Raw genomic sequence first — 16,337 nt, 5'->3', positions numbered from 1 at the left:
GGGTGACCACGGCCGATCCCCCTCCGGCCCCCCGGCCGGGCTGCCCGGGACGCGCAGCGCACCCCCGGGCAGCGGGGGCGCACCGCCCGACCAGCGGGTCGGGCGGTCACCGCCAGGGAGAGGCCCCGTTCATGAGACACACCACCACCGACTCGACCGACCGCGTCGACGACCAGCCCGAGACCACCGGTACCCCGGTCGCGCCGGTGACCGCGGAGCTCCTCGGCGATGTCGACGAGCTCGGCGAACTGGCCTGGGCGGACCCCTCCACACTGGTCCTCGAGGTCAATACCCGCACCGACGCCCACCTCGACCCGCACTTCTGCGCCTCGATCCGCGACCGCGGCGTGCGCGAACCCATCAACGTCTACCGCCGCGCCGCCGATGGCGCCCTAGTCGTGCGCAAGGGCCAGCGCCGCACCCTTGCCGCAGTCAAGGCCGGTCTGGCCCGTGTGCGAGTTCTGGTCGAACCCCAGACCCCCGCCACCGACGCCGCCGAGGCCTTCACCGACCCCGCACAGGCCCAGCGTGTCGCCGAGGCCGAGCGAATCATCGACCAGCTCGGCGAGAACCAGCACCGCGCCGGGATCTCCGACGCCGACGAGGTCGCCGCACACCAGCAGCTGCTCGGGCTAGGCATGACGGCGTGGCAGATCGCACGGACCACCCGGACCCCAGCCAAGCGGGTCCGACAGACCACCGCGGTCGCCCGCAGCGCCCGGGCGCTCGAGATCGGGTCCTGTCACGAGCTGGACCTGGTCCAGATGGCGGTGATCGCCGAGTTCGCCGATGACGACACCGCGGTCGAGCAGCTCACCGAGACCGCGCTGACCCGACCGGGACAGCTCGCACACCAGGCGCAGCGGCTGCGCGACGAGCGCGCAGACCGCGCCCGGTGCACAGCGGTGGAGGACCAGCTGCGCGCTTCAGGGGTCACGGTCCTGAGCCGTGACGACGACCGCCTGGACACCGCGTCCTCGATCGCTCGGCTGCGGCCCACAGCGGACGACCCGCAGGGCACCGACCTCACTGAACAGGCCCACCGCGACTGCCCCGGCCACGCCGCCACCGTCATGACCCGCTGGGACTTCGAGCAGGCAGGCAGGATCGCCCAGCCGGTGTGGATGTGCCTGGCCCCCATCGAGCACGGCCACGCCGAGCTCTACGACCGGTCCCAGCCAGGCATCACGACCACTGCGCCGGTCGGGGAAACCGACGAGCAGCGCCAGGCCCGCGAGGACCGCGAGCGGGAAGCCGCGCGCCAGGAACGGCGCACGGTGATCGCGAACAACAAGGCATGGGACTCCGCGCAGATCGTGCGCCGGGACTGGCTGCGCGAGCTGTTCACCCGCAAGGCGGCGCCGAAGGGAGCAGCGATCTTCGTCGCTGCCGAGATCGCCCGGGGCGATCACGACCTACGCCGCGCGATGGAGTCCCGCAACGCCCTCGCCGCGACCCTGCTGGGGTTGGGCGCCGCCTCCCCCCGTGGCGTCTACGGCCTCCACAGTGGGCCGACCCACCCGATCGCCGAAGCCGCCGGCACGTCGAACGCGGCCCGGGCCACGATGCTCTCCCTCGCGGTGGTCCTCGCCGCCTACGAGGACGGCACCCACCGCAACAGCTGGCGTAACCCCAGCCCGGCCACGCGGCGCTACATCACCCAGCTGCGCGAGTGGGGCTACGACCTGTCCGACGTCGAGCAGCTCGTCATCACCGACCAGACCGGCGCCACCGAGACCACACCGCGGGATGCCACCGTCCCGGACCCCACTACCGAGGCGGACTCCGCCGAGAACGGCGGTGTAACCGACAGCGCCGGCGAGGCAGCGGCCGAGGACCAGACAGCGGACACCACCGAGCCCGACACCGCAGCGACCGGCACCGCGGCAACCGCCGAGGGCGGGACTGAAACCACGGCGGAGGCCGCCGCGAACAGCGAGGCCGCCGCGAACGGCTGACCGCACGGTCACCGCAGGGGCGAGACGCCCGCGGGCGTCTCGCCCCTGCGCCCGACCGCGCTGTATCCGCAGTTCCCCTACGTCGTACAGGAGCACACATCGTGGACATCTCCATCGACCTGCTCGCCGCCGTCCTCGCCGAGACCGACACCGACCACTGGCGGCGGCGTTCGCACCACGAGCAGGCCCGCTACATCACCGCAGCCCTCAGCCTCGGCACCGCCCACCCCGGCCCACGTGCCGCCCCGCCCGGGCGCGCCGCCGAAGCCGAGCACACCATCGAGGAATGGGTCTGCCGGGCCGAGCGCCACGACCTGGCAGAGGACGAGCAGCACGCGCTGCAGAGCCTGCTCACCACCTACGGCCTCTCCGGCGGAACCATCCCGTCGCCCTGGGGGCGTGCCCTCGGTGAGCTGATCGCGGTCACCGGGCCCACTCACCGGCGAGCGCTGGCCCGCGCGTTTCCCGATTGGATCGTCTGGGCCGAAGCGCTGGAGACCCCCGGGCTCCGACAGCGGCTCCTCGCCGCCGTCGATAACGCCTAAGCACCGACGGACCAGAACGTGTGGCGCTGCGGTCCGGCGCGCGACGCCGCAGGCCGGTGGAGCTCGTGCCAGATCGCCCGGAGGTCAGCACAGCACGGCGTGGTTCGCGGCGATGGACGCCTGCCGACACCGACCGGGTGGGACGGGCCTCGCTTCGATCGGACCCGCTTCGCGGGTTCCCGCCCGGTCGGGCCAGCGGCAACCCCCGCCGCCCCCTGCGGGGCCACACCGCACCGCGCTGAGGCAGAGCCGCGATCCAGCGCAAACCCCACCGATCCGCGGAGGCCCCGTTGACCAGTACAAACACCCCCACCACCAGCGAGGCGGCCCTGACCCTGGACCGGCTGCAGACCCACCCGATCGTCGTCGACGGCCTGCGGGTGAGCGTCGCGTCGGATCCGCACCGGATCCGGCTGGTCGTCGCCGACGACGACGGCGCGGTGGAGTTGCGCTGGCTCGACCCGCGCAACGCGTCGGGGCCGTTCGGGCCCTCGGTGGTGCTGCACTCGGCCCACCCGGTGGGCCCCGGCCGCCTCTACGAGGAGATCGGAGAGGACTGCGAGCTCACCGGGGACGAGGTCACCGTCGGGATCTGCTACCCCGACACCGTCGTCGCGGACGCCGTCCGATGCGACCTGCAGCCCCTGCTCGAACCCGGCGTCGATCTCGCGCCCGTGGTCGCGGTGCTGGCCGGCTACCACCGCCGCTGCCTCAACCGCTGACAACCCGCCGCGGGGCCCCGCTCCCGGCGGGGCTCCGCGCCGCCCGCACCCCGCCAGCCTACTGCCCGAGAGGGGTTCGCCCATGCACACCATCGCCGTCACCGAGGACCAGTTCACCGCCGCGCTGCACGCCGTGGCCGGTGAACGCGGCCTGAACTGGACCTACCCCGGCATCGACACCGACCCCGAGGCCTACGTCGACCCCGCCGATCAGCACCCGCTGTTCGCCGAGAACAGCGGCGAGAACGGTGTGCCGTCGTGCCGCTACGTCAGCGCCGACGGCCACCGGGCGATGTGCCTGATCGGCGCCGCCCTGCACCGCGCCGGGATGCCGTTGCACCTGTTGGCCGACCACGAGGGCGCCCTGGCCGACGCCGTCCTAGACCTGCTGATCGTCCCCACCCTGCCCCACGCTGTGACGGCCGCGGCCCGCGCCGCGCAGAACGCCCAGGACGACGGCCGCACCCTCGGCGACGCCCTGACCGCCTACCACTCGGTCCTCATCAGCACCCGGCTCTCGACCATCGCCGACCGCGCACCGGCCGCCATCAGCTGATCCTGCCGCGGCCGGCCGGCCGAGCGGACGGTTGCCCCACTCGCCCGGTCGGCGCCGTGACCACCCACCGGCGCCCGCCGGACGCCGTCGCCACCCCTCGACGACCGACCGGAGGCCACGCATGACCACGACCGCCCACAGCCCGCGATACCCCGCCTGGGGCGAGCGCATGACCGACGACACCGTGTCCTACTGGGAGTCCTTCGCCTCCGCGCTGTCCTACTACCTCGACTGGGAGCAGGAATCGCGCATGGGCAAACAGGCCCGCTACATCGCTGACGTCCCGGCCATCAACCACGACGACGTGCGCGTCGTCGTTCGCCACGGCGGGCGGTGCGCACCGTGCGTGCTGCTGCCCGACGACATCGTGCGGGCGCTGAACGTGGCAGCCAGGCAGGGATGGCAAGAGATCCCGGACGTGGCCTACGGGTTCGGGCAGTACCAGCCCGTGTGGTCGCCCGCCTACCGCGTGATGCTGACGGTCTTCGAGGTCATGGCCCAACACCGCGACCCGCACCCCGGCGGCGACCGCCCGCTCGCCACGTTCGGGCAGCGCACAGGCCGGCCGACCTGCACACCGTGCGTATTCATCGGCGGCTACTCCACCTGGGACTACGACGCCCAGGACTGGCGCGACCGTGCCAGCGACGACCAGCGCCTGTTCCTGCACCAGTTCCCCGCACTCGACGATCACGGTCTGTCCTGGGCCGGATGAGCGGCGACGGCCCCGACCGACGACGGCGGCCCGACCGCCACCTCGGCCTCGCGGGAGCGATCAACAGACCGACACCCCGACGTATGGAGATGCTCATGCCATCCCACCGGCCCAACACCGACCGGACCAACGACACCCAACCGCGCTCGGCGGCCAGCCCCGGGCAGCTCAACCGGGCCGCCGAGTTCCTGCCTCAGACCAGCGACGATCAGCTGCCCGCGGTGAGGGTCGGTGACGCCTTGGTTTTCGCCTACTGGAGCGACGACGGGGCGCTGCACGTATCGATCGACACCACCGACCTCGGCGAGCGCTACCCGAACACTCCGCCGCTGCGGGTCATGCTCAACGACGGCCTCCTCTACCGGCGCACCATCACCGGGGCGACCTTCGCGGCTGAGACTGACGCAGTGCCGCGCGTGCAGGACCTCGGAGACGAGGAGTTGTTCCAGCACCTGGCCCTGGCCGAGCATGCCGAGCTACACGGTGCGAGTGGGCTGGCCTACCCGGTGGCCACGCTCGCCGCCGAAGTCGAGAGCCGGATCCCCGGAGCCCTCGAACGGCTCGCCCAGCACTTCGCCCATCACGACACCACCGACGTCGTGCGCGCCTGGTTCAGCACGCCGGCTCGCCTGCTGCTGACTGTCGCACGCACCGCGTAACCCCCGACGCGTCGGTACGACCTCGGCAACCAGGCCTCCATATCCATATGGGGCGCCGCCCCGGGCTATCTGCAGGGCCCGGCTCCTCCTACCTCGCGCGAGATCACCTGCTCGGCCTGAACAGCGAACTATCGCCTGGGTCTGACCACCGGAGCAGGACGGTCGCACACGTGCGGGCACGCGTGGTCAGAGCCCGGGGTTGGGAGACGCCCGGAGGTCAGCACAGCACGGCGTGGTTCGCGGCGATGGACGCCTGCCGACACCGACCGGGTGGGACGGGCCTCGCTTCGATCGGACCCGCTTCGCGGGTTCCCGCCCGGTCGGGCCAGCGGCAACCCCCGCCGCCCCCTGCGGGGCCACACCGCACCGCGCTGAGGCAGAGCCGCGTCACCAACCAGCACCGACCACTCCGAGAGGCACCCCATGAACGAGATCACCCTGACCGGGAACATCGGCCAGATCCGGCCCCTGGTCCGAGGCAAGGCCAACGGCACCGCAATCCTCAACTTCTCCCTCGCTCTCAGGCAGCGCGAGCGCGACCCGAACACCGGGCAGTGGCGTGACGCCGAGCCCGCCTGGCAGCAGGTGACCGCTTTCGGCAGGCTCGCCGAGAACGTCTACAACTCGGTGGAGTCCGGTACCCGGGTGACAGTGACCGGCCGGCTCACCGACGACTCCTTCACACCTGCCGGGGAGACCCGCCGGGTCGTGCGCACCACCCTGCACGCCGACACCGCCGGGGTCGAACTCAGCTTCGCGACAGCGACCGTCCACAAGAACGGGCGTCCCGCTTCGACCACCGCGCCTGAGGTCATCGCCCCTTGACCCCAGTCGTGGGCGACGCCCGGGCGCCGCCCACGACTGCGCCCGGCCCCTCGGGCTCGTCCACCCCCGTGACCACACCGCACAGCGCCGGGCCTGCTCCGACCGACCGCGACCCAGGCCCGGCCTGTGCACCCGCCACCGCAGCATCTGACCGTGGCAGCGACACGGATTCGCCGGAGTCGCTGCAGATGTGCAGATCGACTACCGCAGGGACGGACGGATCCCGGGCCGGCCAGGCACCGGTCCCTAAACCACGCGAGGAGCACAAGATGACCGTCACGACCAGCGCCGACAGCACCCACACTGCTGGGGAGCGATGCGATGGTGCGTACGACACCGGTGCCCGGACCAGACGGGAGGACACGGCGCGCATGCCGCGAGGAGCTCGTCCGCGCCTCGAACGTGAGGTGGCGCGGCTGCGGCAGGTCGCGCTCGACGCCGCGACCGCCGGTCTGTTCGTGTTCCCGGTCCGGGCCGGCACGAAGGTCCCGGCCTTCCACGGCGAGACCCGGTGCCGGCGCCGTGGAGTGTGCGCCGAAGGACACCAGGGCTGGGAGCAGCGCGCGACCCGCGACCGCGTCCAGATCCGGCGCTGGTGGTCGAACACCACCAGATGGAACGTCGGTGTGGCGTGCGGGCCCTCCGGCCTCGTGGTGATCGATCTGGACACCAGCACCGAGCCGATCCGGGCATGGGGCGGGGCCACCACCGGACGGGAGGTCCTCGACCAGCTCGCCGCCCGGCACGGCGAGACCCTCCCCGACACCTACGCGGTGCGCACGCCAACTGATGGCGAGCACCTCTACTTCCGGGTGCCCGAGGGGCTCCAGCTGCGCAACACGATCGGCGGGCACGGTCACAGCCTCGGCCCGCTGATCGACACCCGCGCCGGGGGCGGATTCGTCGTCGGCGCCGGCAGCATCCGCCCCGAAGGTGCGTACCAGGTCGCCGAGCACGGACAGGTCGCCGAGCTACCCACCTGGCTGACCACCCTGCTCACCCCGCCGCCGCCGAGCTCGCTGGCCACACCGGCGAGGAGACTGTCGACCAAGCGCGCGAACGCCTACATCGCCGCGATCCAGGCCGACGAACTGGACAAGGTCGAACACTCCCAGGCGGGCACGCGGCAGATCACCCTGCTCGGCGCCGCCCGGGTCCTCGGCCAGCTTGTCGGCGGTGGGGAGCTCGACGCCGACAACGCTCACGCGGCTCTGCTCGACGCCGCCCGGGTACACATCGGGGTCGCGGGGTTCACCCGTGTCGAGGCCGAGCGCACCATCGCCCGTGGGATGACCTTCGGGATGCGCGCCCCGCGCACCATCGACCGCGGCACCGCCGGCGCCGACAACCACGTCGACGAGGCGTAGCCCACGCGATGCTGAACTACCCGACAACGCGGTGCGGATGAGGTAGGGAGAGCCGATATGACCTTCAGACGCGGGCGGGCGCCGGTCTCCGGACACCGACACGGCCAGCACGCGGTGTCTCGGACGCGGGTGCGGCTGGCCGGGCGCGAAGTCGCGTTGTGGCAGCTACGCCGCGCACCCAGTGTCTACCGAGCGGTGGTCGAGCAGGCCAAGATCATTGACGGCTGTGCGTGGTGCCTGTGCACTGACCCCGCCCCGCGGCTGGTGATCCGCCACCGCGCAGGGGTCTACTACCTGGCCTGTTGGCCCAGCGGTGGAGAAGAGCACGCCCGCGACTGCGAGTTCCACAACACCACCGGCCAGTGGTCCGGGCGAAGCCAGTACCAGGACGGCGCGCTGCAGGAAACTGACGACGGCAGCGCGAGCGTGGCGTTGTCGCTGCCACTACACGTTCGCACGAGCGACCCCGCGGCGTCGGGCACCACCTCGAGCCCCCGCGATGCCGGGGCGGCGCGGTCACGGATGGGCCTGCTCGGGCTGCTGCACTACCTGTGGGAACGCGCCGACCTGACCCGCTCAAGCCCACCCGATAACCCCAGATCCGGCCGGCGTGGGTGGGCCAGGTGCAGTCCGCTCGTTCGAGCCGCGACCGACGGGGTGACCTCAGCCGGCCTGCCGCTGAGCTGGTGCTGCTACGTGATCCCACCGTTCGACCCCGCGCACCCTGACCAACACGATGCGGCGTTCACCCGGTTCACCGACCGGATGGTCGAGCGCAACGGGATAGTGCAGCGGGGGCTGCTGCTCGGCGCGGTCCGTTCCTGGACCCCGACGCCCTACGGACAGCGCTGCGACCTGCGCCATCACCGAGCACCGATCTTCTTCTCCACCGCGCTGCACAAGCGCATCCGCCGGGCCGCGGCGCCGGCGATGACCGACCAGCGCCCGGCCGGCAGCGAGCAGGTGATACTCGCCCTGGTCTCGCGCAGCGACCAGGGCAACCTGTCCGCGGTCGGCGCCGCGGTGATGCTGACCAACGCCGACTTCATCCCGGCCGACTCCACACACGAGGTCGTCATGGCCGATGCCCTGACGGCGGCGAAACGGACCTTCGTTAAACCCCTGCGCTACGACGGTGAGGCCGCGGTCCTGCCGGACTTCGTCCTCACCGACACCGATCCGGCGACCCTCGTCGAGGTCTGGGGCATGCTCGACCGCGAGGACTACACCGCGCGCAAGCAGGCGAAGATCAGCCACTACCGGAGCACGGACACACCGCTGATCGAGTGGGACGTCCGCGATCGGTTACCGGACCTGCGCCTGCACACCGCGACCTGACCGCGCCTCGCCGAGGTCAACCCCGCACTGGGGCAGTCGACCACTCCACACCGGAACGGGTTCGCGTGGTCCTCCGGTGGTCGGTGCGTCTGGATCGCCCGAAGGTCAGCACACCCGGCGGGGGCGGAGCACCGATGCCTGCTGCCGACCCGTCCGGGTGAGACTGCCGGGGGCTGCTGTTACCGAGGTGGTCGGCGGTGTGTGGGCCTGTTGCGTGCGGCAGTGGCGGTCACGAGGTGGTCGGGGTGGGTCGGGCCGGGTCGCGCCGCGACGGCCGGGGTCGAGGGGGCCGAGTCAGCTGGGGTCGGGTTCGCAGTCTCACCCGGACGGGCCAGCAGCAGGCCCCGCTGTCCCTTCGGGACCCCCACCGGGCGTGCTGAGGCTGCGCCGCGTTCCAGCCGCACCGACCACCGGAGGACCGCCATGCCTGCCGCCATCTTCGACTCCCTCGACATCGCCGACGGCTACACCGAGCGCGACGCCCGGATCTTCCGCTCACTGGCCGCGGACTGGGAGTCCGCCGGCCCGGTGGAGGCCGATGGCTCGGGCATCGCCGAAGGCGAGGAGCCGCCCTTCTGAGGGCGGTCCGCCCTCCGGGGCCCGCCCGCCGGGCGGGCCCCTTCCCGTGTGCGCGTGAGGAGGTCCGGCTGATGCCGATCGAGATCCACCAGACCTACAGCACGAAGATCCGGCCGGGGGACTGGCTGCCGACCGACACCATCGACCGGATCCGCCACGACGAGTACGGCGTGCCCGTGCGGGTGGAAACCAACCGCCGTACGCGGGTGGTCGCGGTAGAGAACCGGGCCGCGACCACCCGCGGGGTCGATGGCCACGAACCGGTGACCCTGGTGCTCGACGGAGGGGCCGTCCTCGAGGCCCGCCCGGACCGCAAGATCGTCGTTGTCCGCGAGACCGCACCGGTCACCTGAGCGAACGCAGTTGCGTGGCCCCCCGCGGGAGGGCCAGCGCGGCGTGGCGGATTCCGGTGCGGTGCGCCCAAGCCGGGCGGAGTGTCAGCCGGGAGGGGCGACCGGCGGCCGGGTGGGGGCGCTCAAGGCCGCGCCGGGCCGTGAACCCCGGTGGACCGCCTTCGGCGGGAGGTGGGCCTGCCGGCCCTAGAGCTGAGCACGGCCTCACTCCACGTAAAGGGCGCTCCGCTGGCGCTCCGCGTCGCCACGGCGACAGCCCTGGCGGGCTGCCCTTGACGTCGAGCCTCGGAGGCCGAGCGATCGCCGCGAAGCGGCAGCGGGGACGACGCCCGCTGCCCCTCACGGGCCAGCAGCCCCACCCACCCCGATCACCCACCGCCAGCGACGGAGAGGCACCGCGATGACCATTGCCAGCGAGACCACCAGCACCGACGATGTCGACAACACCGGCGCTGTGATGACTGCGGCGGCCGCGGAGCTCAGCGTCATCGCCGAGATCATCGAGCGTGGCGCGGTGCGCGGCGCGCGTGCTCGTCTTGCCCGCCTGCTCGACAGCGTCGACGCGCCGACTCGACTGCTGATGGTGCGTTGCGTGGAGGCGCTGGAGGCCGAGCACCCGACAACGGCCCTTCACCGGCTGCGCGACGAATGGCGTCGGGCCGACGAGGACGGGCGCGCACTGGTGCAGGCGCTCGCGCCGACCGCGGAACGGCGCGCGGAGAAGGCCCGCGATGCCGCGCGCATCGCAGAGGACAACCGCGCCAAGGATCGCGACCGGGCGGCCCGCCGCGCGCGGAACCTGACCAGCCGCCGCGCCAACCCACGCGAGCGGCGCGACCCGCGCACGGTCGAGTCCGACACGGTGGCCCGGCGCTACTTCGCCGACCGGGTCGAGCCGAGCACCGAGGAGGACGAGCGGCAGCGTGATGACCGGATCGACTACGACCGGGCCGCGCTGGCGCCGATGGCCGGGCTCGGGTGCGTGGCGTGTGGAGTGGAACGCTCAGCCACCGACCGGCGCCGCGCCAATGACGATGGACTGTGCCAGGACTGCCGTGAGGACGGCGTTCCCGGCATCGCGATCCCGGCCGCGGACGCGGACGCGCGGGCAGTGCTGTTCGCCCGGTGCGACTACATCGCGGCGACCTCGACCAGCCCGAACGAGCGCGATGCCCGGATGAGGCGCGATTGGCGGGCGATGCGACGGACCGACCAGTTCGCCGTGGTCGACTGGCGCGAGGCGCAGGGCATGTGACGGCGTCGGGCCCCACCGGCACGGTCGTGCGGGACCGCGCCGGTGCCGGGTGGCGCTCAGGGCCGCGCCGGGCCGCGCGCGGAGCGGACCCGCCTTCGGCGGCACAGCATCATCCGCGACGACGCAGCAGCCAGGCCTGGCCTGGCCTGCCGCGGTTGCCATAGGTCAGGTAGTCGCTGCACTGCCACACGGACCTCGTAAGGGGTCAGTCCTCGACCGACTGGACGGAAGGGCCTGAGACGGAGGGGACCGGCGGACCCTCCATCTCACGTTCGGCGTCGATGGCCGGGGAAGCGTCCTTGGCCGGAGCCGGGGTAGCGGCGCCGCCGGGCTCGCCACCGGCGCGTGCGGGTCCCTCGGGTGCCGGTGTCGTTGAGTCCTGGCCGGCCGGCTCATCGGCACGAGCTCGCTTGAGCATCGCGCGGACACGTTTGACCGGCAGTTCGAACAGCGCGGCAAGGTCCTCCGCGCTGCGCCGGCCCCGGCCGTCGACGTGCAGCTCGACCAGCACTGCGCACTGGTCGGCCGTGACGGCGTCAAGTTGCTCGCGCGCGTCGGTCATCACCTGCTCCCGTCGACGATCGAGTTCGGCGATGGCATCGGCACGTTCGCGGTCGATCTCCGTGACCCGAAGCTGGGCATGCGCGTAACGAGCGAACGCTACTTCCTCCCGCTGGCGCTGCTGCTGCTGGTCACGGTCGAGCTGATCTCGCTTGGCCAGCATCCCCGCGATGTCGTCTCGCTCCTGGCGTGATTGCCGCATTCTCTGCCTGGCCATGACTGCTTGCCCCCTCAGTCCGCGTTCCCTGCGCGGGTTCTATCCCGCCCTGACAACATAATGGAAAGTACACGGCAAGTGATCTCGTTTGACAGACGAGGTGGGGGCGGCCGTCGGGTGCATGAGTCCGCCCCCCGCTCGGGCACACGCTGCCCGGGCGTGTGGCGGTCGGTGCCTGGCATGTGGCCGTGACCCTCGCGGCGATCGAGAGGGAGTGTGGCCGTGCCAGCACAGCGAGAGGACAGGGCGTGTCGGCCGTGGCGGTCACCTAGTCCGGTGCGCCGTCGTGGAGTGCCACCGGCAGGACGGCGGCGGCGACCTGCCCGCGGCTGCGCGCGCGCCAGATGGTCGGCAAGGTCGCGGCGGTTCAGATCCACACCGGTGGCCACGCAGACCGCGAGCTGATCGTCCAGGGCTCGGATTGCCGACACCCAGCCGGGCGGGACCGCCGGGCCCAGATCGCCGGCGTAGAGCACCTCGCCGGCCGTGCCAATAGTGATCCCTCCATCGGGGTGCGGCATCTCCACCGACCAGCCGGGCGGGCGCGGGAGGGCGCGGACCGCGCTCGGATGAGTCTCGGTCAATAGTGCCCAGCCGCGCCCCAGCATGGCGGAGACCAGCACGCTGACCAGCTCTGCGCCCCGATGCGGATCGGCCGCCCAGATGTCGCGGCTAAGCGCAAGCGTCAGGGTCGCCGCCACCTCACCGGTGCGCTCGTCGTGGACTACGCCCGGCGAGGCCAGCAACGTCCCCATCGGGTCGTCCGCGTTCACCGGCCGCAGCTCCTCCTCGCGCTCGTCGCCGTCCCGCACGTCGCCTTCGCTCCCCGTCGCCGATCGTCTGTGGAACGACAGTAGAACGACAGCGGGTCGGCGCCACGAGATGGCAGTCCCGCGACGCCCTGGTGCACGCTGACCGCAGTTCGCGGATCGAGATCAATTCCGTCTCGGGTAACCGTTCGTCACGTCGATCATCGCGGGCCAGCTACAGGAACTCGGTGCTGCGTTGGTGCCTGCGGTTCACGCTGCCTTCCGGGTGGCGGGAAGCTCCGCGAGTACCTCGGCCGGCGTGCGGTCGCGAGGCCCGCGGTTGTATGGGAGCGCGGACAGGAACGACGCCATTGTGCAGCTGTCTGTGAGCGCGGAGACGGTGAGTCCGGCCCCGATTCCGCCGGCGAGCAGACGTGCCCTCGGCGCACGCAGTCCCGCGGTCAGTCCTGCGAGCACGAGCGTTCCGGCGACGAGACGGACCTGGCGCTCCAGCGCCCACCGGGCGCGGCCACGCACAACGTCCCCGCCGACACCGGAGTACGCGGAGATGCCGCCGGTGAGGATATGCACGCGCTCGGATCCGACCCCGGCGAGACGCTGGTGAGCCTGCGCGGCCCGCGTCCCGGACTGGCAGACGAGGACGACTTGCCGGTCGAAGTGAGCGGCGAGCTGCTCGGTGTGCTCATTGACCATGTCCAGCGGCACGTTGTAGGAACCGCGGATGTGCACGGTCTCGAACTCCGTGGGGCTTCGCACGTCGATGACGGTCACGGTGTCGGGATCGCCGAGCCAGTCGCGAACGGTGCGTGCGTCGACGTGGCGGGGGCTGGCGTGGGCCACAGGGGCGTCCTTGTCGGTAGGGGTCGTGGGATGGATGGTCGCTGAGCCGGCCGCCGCGGTCGGGCCCGGGTCGGCGAGATGGCCGAGTCGAGGCGCACTCACGGGCGGACGTTGACGGTGGCCATCATTCCGGCGTCCTCGTGGTCGAGGATGTGGCAGTGGTAGACGCTGCGCCCGGAATACGTGGTGAACGGGATGCGGAGCCGGACCCAGCCGCGGGCCGGGACGAGCACGACGTCCTGCGGCACCCCGGTCGGTGGGGTGGCGTCGCTGGACTCGAGCACGGTGAACGGCCAGACGTGCAGGTGGAACGGGTGCGCGAGCGGGCCGGGATTGGTGATCGTCCATTCCTCGGTGGAGCCCAGGGCGATGGTCTGGTCGTCGCGCTTGGGATCGAAGGCGCGGCCGTCGATGGTGAAGGCCATCCCGCCTGCGCCCATGCCCATCTGGAAGGTGATCTGCCGCCGCCCGGTCACCGGCCCTGGGGCGGGCGCCTCGGCGAGCAGTGCGGTGGGCAGCGGCGGTGCGGTGACCGGCGCCCCGGCGGTGACCATGGTGGCGAGGGTGACGGGCCCGCTGCTCGCGGCGGCGCCGCCCATCATCGCGCCCATGCCACCACGGTCGACGGCGTCGGCGATCAGCGGGTAGCGGCCGGTGCCGGTGGGGCGGACGATCACGTCGGCCCGGTTGCCCGGGGCGAGCATCACCCGGTCCGCGTCGACCGGGGCGGGCAGGAACGTGCCGTCCTGGGCGACCCGGACGAGCTGGTGCCCGTCGAGGCGGATGCTCAGTACCCGCGACACACAGCCGTTGACGACCCGCCAGCGCTGCGTCCCGCCGGGAACGGCGGGGATGACGGGCTGGTGCTGGCCGTTGACCAGGACCAGCTCGCCTTGGCGGCCCATCGCCCGGTCCATCGCGCTCACCTCGACCAGCCCGCCGTCACCGTCGAGGGTGGTGTCGGTGACCAGCAGCACCCGGTCCTCGACCACCGCCAGGTCGGGGTCGGCGCCCGCCGGGGCGACCAGCAGCGCACCGGCGAGCCCGCCGAAGATCTGATCGGCCACCATGCCGTGGTGGTGCGGGTGGTACCAGAAGGTGCCGGCCGGGTGATCCTCCGGGATCCGGTAGAGGTAGTCGAACGAGGTGCCGGGGTCGACCCGCAGGAACGGGTTGTCGCTGTTGCCCTCTGGGGACACCCGCAGCCCGTGGGTGTGCAGGTTGGTGGGCTCGTCGAGCCGGTTGGTCAGGCGCACCGCGAGCTCGTCACCGGGGTGCACCCGCAGCGTCGGCCCGGGTGCGGTGCCGTTGAAACCCAGGCCCTGGGTGTCCCGACCGGCCAGCCGCACCCCCGCCGCGGCGGTGAGCTCGACCTGCAGCCGCCCGCCCGCACTGTCCAGGACCTGCGGTTGGCGCAGCTCTGCGCCGGTGTCGGCGGGCCGCAGCCGGCTGCCCGTACCGGAGCCGATCCAGCCCGTCGCACCGGTGGCGACGGCGGCGGCGCCGAGCCCGCCCAGGACGATCGCGCGGCGCCGGCTGATCGGTGCCGGGGTCACGCCAGCTCGTCGCGGCGCTTGCGGTACTCGTCGTCGTCGATCTCGCCGCGGGCGTAGCGCTCGTCGAGGATCTGCCGTGCCGAGGTCGGCCCCGCCGCCGCGGCGGTGTCCGCGCCGGGTCGGCGGTTCTGGGTGAGCCGGTAGGCGAGGTAGCCCAGCAGCACCAGGCCGATCAGCACCAGTACCGGCCAGATCCAGAACCATCCCATCATCGAGCCGTCCATCATGGTCGTTCCACTCCCGTCGTCTCGTCGTGCCTGTTTTGGTCTGCGGGTCAGTCGCTGGTGAGTGCGTCGAGTGCGGCCCGGATGCGTACCCCGGCCTCGTCCGCGACGGGGCGCAGGTCTTCGCGTTCGGGGATGGTGACCATGACCTGCGGGTCCAGGGCGGAGACGATGCTGCGGTCGTCGCCGTCGGCGCGGACCACGACGTTGCAGGGCAGCAGCAGCCCGATCTGCCGGTCGACGTCGAGGGCGCGGTGGGCGAGCTGGGGGTTGCAGGCGCCCAGGATGACGTAGGGCTCCATGTCGTGGTCGAGCTTCTCCTTGAGGGTGGCGCGGGCGTCGATCTCGGTGAGCACCCCGAACCCCTGCTCGGCCAGGGCCGCCTTGACCGCGGGGACCGCCTGGTCGTAGGGCAGATCCAGGGTGATCGTCATGCTGTAGTCCATTGCGAATGCTCCATTCGTCAAGTTGTCGGTCGTGTGTGTGTCAGCCGCTGCTCAGTGCGGCCGGGGCGAGCAGCGCGGCGGCGGCGACGCCGACCGCGACGGCCAGGATCAGGTAGGCGAACCCGCGCCGCAGCGCCGCGGCCGGGAGCTGGTTCGCCACGCGCCCGGCGGCCAGCGACGCGAGCAGGGCGGCGCCGGCGAACACGGCGATCACGCCGTAGTCCACGCTCGCGGCGTCGGCGGCGTGCGCGGACAGCCCGGCCAGCGAGGTGATCGTGACGATCACCAGCGAGGTGGCGATGGCCTCTGCGGCGCTCAGCCCGAGCAGCAGGGTCAGGGCGGGAACGATGAGGAAACCGCCCCCCACCCCGAACAGCCCGGTCAGCACCCCGACCCCGGCGCCGGCGGCGAGCGCCTTGGGCAGGCAGCTGCGCCAGTCGACCCGCCCGTCGCGGATCCGACACGCGCCGCCGGTCGCCTCCTCGGGGTTGCCGCGCAGCATCCGGGCCGCGACGACGACCATCAGCACCGAGAACGCCACCAGCAGCCACCGGTCGGCGATCAGGCGGCCGAGCGCGGCCCCCGCGAACGCGGTGGGAATGCCCGCCGCGCCGAACACCAGCGCTACCGGCCACCGGATCATGCCGGACCGCAACCTCGCTGCCACGCCGCCGGCCGCCGACACGGACACCACCAGCAGCGACCCGAACACCGCGGCCGCCACCGGTTGGCCGACCCCGTAGACCAGGGCCGGGACGGCCAGGATCGAGCCACCCGCACCGAGCAGCCCCAGCGCGGCGCCGATGACCAGGCCGAACACGCCGGCGAGGATCACCGTGCCCGCCTTGGGC

General features: G+C 72.4%; 18 protein-coding genes. 12 read left to right on the top strand and 6 right to left on the bottom strand.

All coding sequences use genetic code 11. The annotated features are described in order from the left end of the window. Positions 1-131: 131 nt before the first annotated feature. The 12 genes from NH602_RS04040 (at position 132) to NH602_RS03985 (ending at position 10,872) form a co-directional block, all read left to right on the top strand. A complete protein-coding gene (locus NH602_RS04040) occupies positions 132-1,958 on the top strand; it encodes a ParB/RepB/Spo0J family partition protein (protein ID WP_100877138.1) in 1,827 nt (608 codons plus the stop codon). A 101-nt stretch (positions 1,959-2,059) separates the two neighbouring features. Continuing rightward, on the top strand, positions 2,060-2,503 hold the full coding sequence (locus NH602_RS04035; RefSeq protein ID WP_100877139.1) for a hypothetical protein: 444 nt from the start codon (positions 2,060-2,062) through the stop codon (positions 2,501-2,503). 290 nt (positions 2,504-2,793) lie between these two features. Continuing rightward, on the top strand, positions 2,794-3,225 hold the full coding sequence (locus NH602_RS04030; RefSeq protein ID WP_100877140.1) for a hypothetical protein: 432 nt from the start codon (positions 2,794-2,796) through the stop codon (positions 3,223-3,225). A gap of 82 nt (positions 3,226-3,307) precedes the next feature. Then, positions 3,308-3,781, top strand: coding sequence for a hypothetical protein (locus NH602_RS04025; protein ID WP_100877141.1), 474 nt, complete (start codon positions 3,308-3,310; stop codon positions 3,779-3,781). 121 nt (positions 3,782-3,902) lie between these two features. Beyond that, positions 3,903-4,496, top strand: coding sequence for a hypothetical protein (locus tag NH602_RS04020; protein WP_100877142.1), 594 nt, complete (start codon positions 3,903-3,905; stop codon positions 4,494-4,496). Beyond that, positions 4,493-5,155, top strand: a complete 663-nt coding sequence (locus NH602_RS04015; RefSeq protein ID WP_224400974.1) for a hypothetical protein — start codon at positions 4,493-4,495, stop codon at positions 5,153-5,155. The genes NH602_RS04020 and NH602_RS04015 overlap by 4 nt, the downstream gene beginning before the upstream one ends. 423 nt (positions 5,156-5,578) lie before the next feature. Next, positions 5,579-5,980 (top strand): single-stranded DNA-binding protein, encoded by a 402-nt coding sequence (locus NH602_RS04010; protein WP_100877143.1) that lies wholly within the window; start codon positions 5,579-5,581, stop codon positions 5,978-5,980. A gap of 371 nt (positions 5,981-6,351) precedes the next feature. Further along, entirely contained in the window at positions 6,352-7,347 is a 996-nt protein-coding gene (locus NH602_RS04005) for a bifunctional DNA primase/polymerase (RefSeq protein WP_224400973.1), read from the top strand. Between the two features lie 195 nt (positions 7,348-7,542). Beyond that, on the top strand, positions 7,543-8,685 hold the full coding sequence (locus NH602_RS04000; RefSeq protein ID WP_253067047.1) for a DUF1173 family protein: 1,143 nt from the start codon (positions 7,543-7,545) through the stop codon (positions 8,683-8,685). Positions 8,686-9,108: 423 nt separating this feature from the next. After that, positions 9,109-9,264: a hypothetical protein gene (locus NH602_RS03995; RefSeq protein ID WP_157818118.1), complete on the top strand. Its 156-nt coding sequence runs from the start codon at positions 9,109-9,111 to the stop codon at positions 9,262-9,264. Between the two features lie 71 nt (positions 9,265-9,335). After that, positions 9,336-9,617, top strand: coding sequence for a hypothetical protein (locus NH602_RS03990; RefSeq protein WP_100877146.1), 282 nt, complete (start codon positions 9,336-9,338; stop codon positions 9,615-9,617). Positions 9,618-10,017: 400 nt separating this feature from the next. Further along, on the top strand, positions 10,018-10,872 hold the full coding sequence (locus tag NH602_RS03985) for a hypothetical protein (protein ID WP_100877147.1): 855 nt from the start codon (positions 10,018-10,020) through the stop codon (positions 10,870-10,872). A 205-nt stretch (positions 10,873-11,077) separates the two neighbouring features. On the opposite strand, the gene NH602_RS03980 is transcribed toward NH602_RS03985, so the two are convergent. The 6 genes from NH602_RS03980 to NH602_RS03955 all read right to left on the bottom strand — a co-directional run bounded on the left by NH602_RS03980 (position 11,078) and on the right by NH602_RS03955 (position 16,321). Then, complete coding sequence (locus NH602_RS03980; protein WP_157818119.1) at positions 11,078-11,596, bottom strand: hypothetical protein; 519 nt, start codon at positions 11,594-11,596, stop codon at positions 11,078-11,080. A 1,073-nt stretch (positions 11,597-12,669) separates the two neighbouring features. Continuing rightward, positions 12,670-13,260: a rhodanese-like domain-containing protein gene (locus tag NH602_RS03975; protein ID WP_100877283.1), complete on the bottom strand. Its 591-nt coding sequence runs from the start codon at positions 13,258-13,260 to the stop codon at positions 12,670-12,672. A gap of 98 nt (positions 13,261-13,358) precedes the next feature. Further along, positions 13,359-14,816 carry a multicopper oxidase family protein gene (locus NH602_RS03970; RefSeq protein ID WP_100877282.1) on the bottom strand — a complete coding sequence of 486 codons (1,458 nt, stop codon included), beginning with the start codon at positions 14,814-14,816 and terminating at the stop codon, positions 13,359-13,361. Then, positions 14,813-15,043, bottom strand: a complete 231-nt coding sequence (locus NH602_RS03965; protein ID WP_100877281.1) for an SHOCT domain-containing protein — start codon at positions 15,041-15,043, stop codon at positions 14,813-14,815. The genes NH602_RS03970 and NH602_RS03965 overlap by 4 nt, the downstream gene beginning before the upstream one ends. Before the next feature lie 47 nt (positions 15,044-15,090). Beyond that, the gene (locus NH602_RS03960) at positions 15,091-15,486 is read right to left on the bottom strand and encodes a DUF302 domain-containing protein (RefSeq protein WP_100877280.1); all 396 of its coding nucleotides are present in this window, start codon (positions 15,484-15,486) and stop codon (positions 15,091-15,093) included. Positions 15,487-15,526: 40 nt separating this feature from the next. Then, complete coding sequence (locus tag NH602_RS03955; protein WP_100877279.1) at positions 15,527-16,321, bottom strand: sulfite exporter TauE/SafE family protein; 795 nt, start codon at positions 16,319-16,321, stop codon at positions 15,527-15,529. Positions 16,322-16,337 lie beyond the last annotated feature (16 nt).

Source organism: Pseudonocardia sp. McavD-2-B, assembly GCF_024124365.1.
Lineage (GTDB): Bacteria > Actinomycetota > Actinomycetes > Mycobacteriales > Pseudonocardiaceae > Pseudonocardia > Pseudonocardia alni.
This window is presented reverse-complemented; position numbering and strand designations above follow the sequence as displayed.

What these genes read in the sequence shown, in the direction of transcription:
- NH602_RS04040 (WP_100877138.1), top strand. Translation starts at nt 132, where the DNA reads ATGAGACACACCACCACCGACTCGACCGACCGCGTCGACGACCAGCCC.
- NH602_RS04025 (WP_100877141.1), top strand. Translation starts at nt 3,308, where the DNA reads ATGCACACCATCGCCGTCACCGAGGACCAGTTCACCGCCGCGCTGCAC.
- NH602_RS04020 (WP_100877142.1), top strand. Translation starts at nt 3,903, where the DNA reads ATGACCACGACCGCCCACAGCCCGCGATACCCCGCCTGGGGCGAGCGC.
- NH602_RS04015 (WP_224400974.1), top strand. Translation starts at nt 4,493, where the DNA reads ATGAGCGGCGACGGCCCCGACCGACGACGGCGGCCCGACCGCCACCTC.
- NH602_RS04010 (WP_100877143.1), top strand. Translation starts at nt 5,579, where the DNA reads ATGAACGAGATCACCCTGACCGGGAACATCGGCCAGATCCGGCCCCTG.
- NH602_RS04005 (WP_224400973.1), top strand. Translation starts at nt 6,352, where the DNA reads ATGCCGCGAGGAGCTCGTCCGCGCCTCGAACGTGAGGTGGCGCGGCTG.
- NH602_RS03995 (WP_157818118.1), top strand. Translation starts at nt 9,109, where the DNA reads ATGCCTGCCGCCATCTTCGACTCCCTCGACATCGCCGACGGCTACACC.
- NH602_RS03990 (WP_100877146.1), top strand. Translation starts at nt 9,336, where the DNA reads ATGCCGATCGAGATCCACCAGACCTACAGCACGAAGATCCGGCCGGGG.
- NH602_RS03985 (WP_100877147.1), top strand. Translation starts at nt 10,018, where the DNA reads ATGACCATTGCCAGCGAGACCACCAGCACCGACGATGTCGACAACACC.
- NH602_RS03980 (WP_157818119.1), bottom strand. Translation starts at nt 11,596, where the DNA reads ATGCTGGCCAAGCGAGATCAGCTCGACCGTGACCAGCAGCAGCAGCGC.
- NH602_RS03965 (WP_100877281.1), bottom strand. Translation starts at nt 15,043, where the DNA reads ATGATGGACGGCTCGATGATGGGATGGTTCTGGATCTGGCCGGTACTG.
- NH602_RS03960 (WP_100877280.1), bottom strand. Translation starts at nt 15,486, where the DNA reads ATGGACTACAGCATGACGATCACCCTGGATCTGCCCTACGACCAGGCG.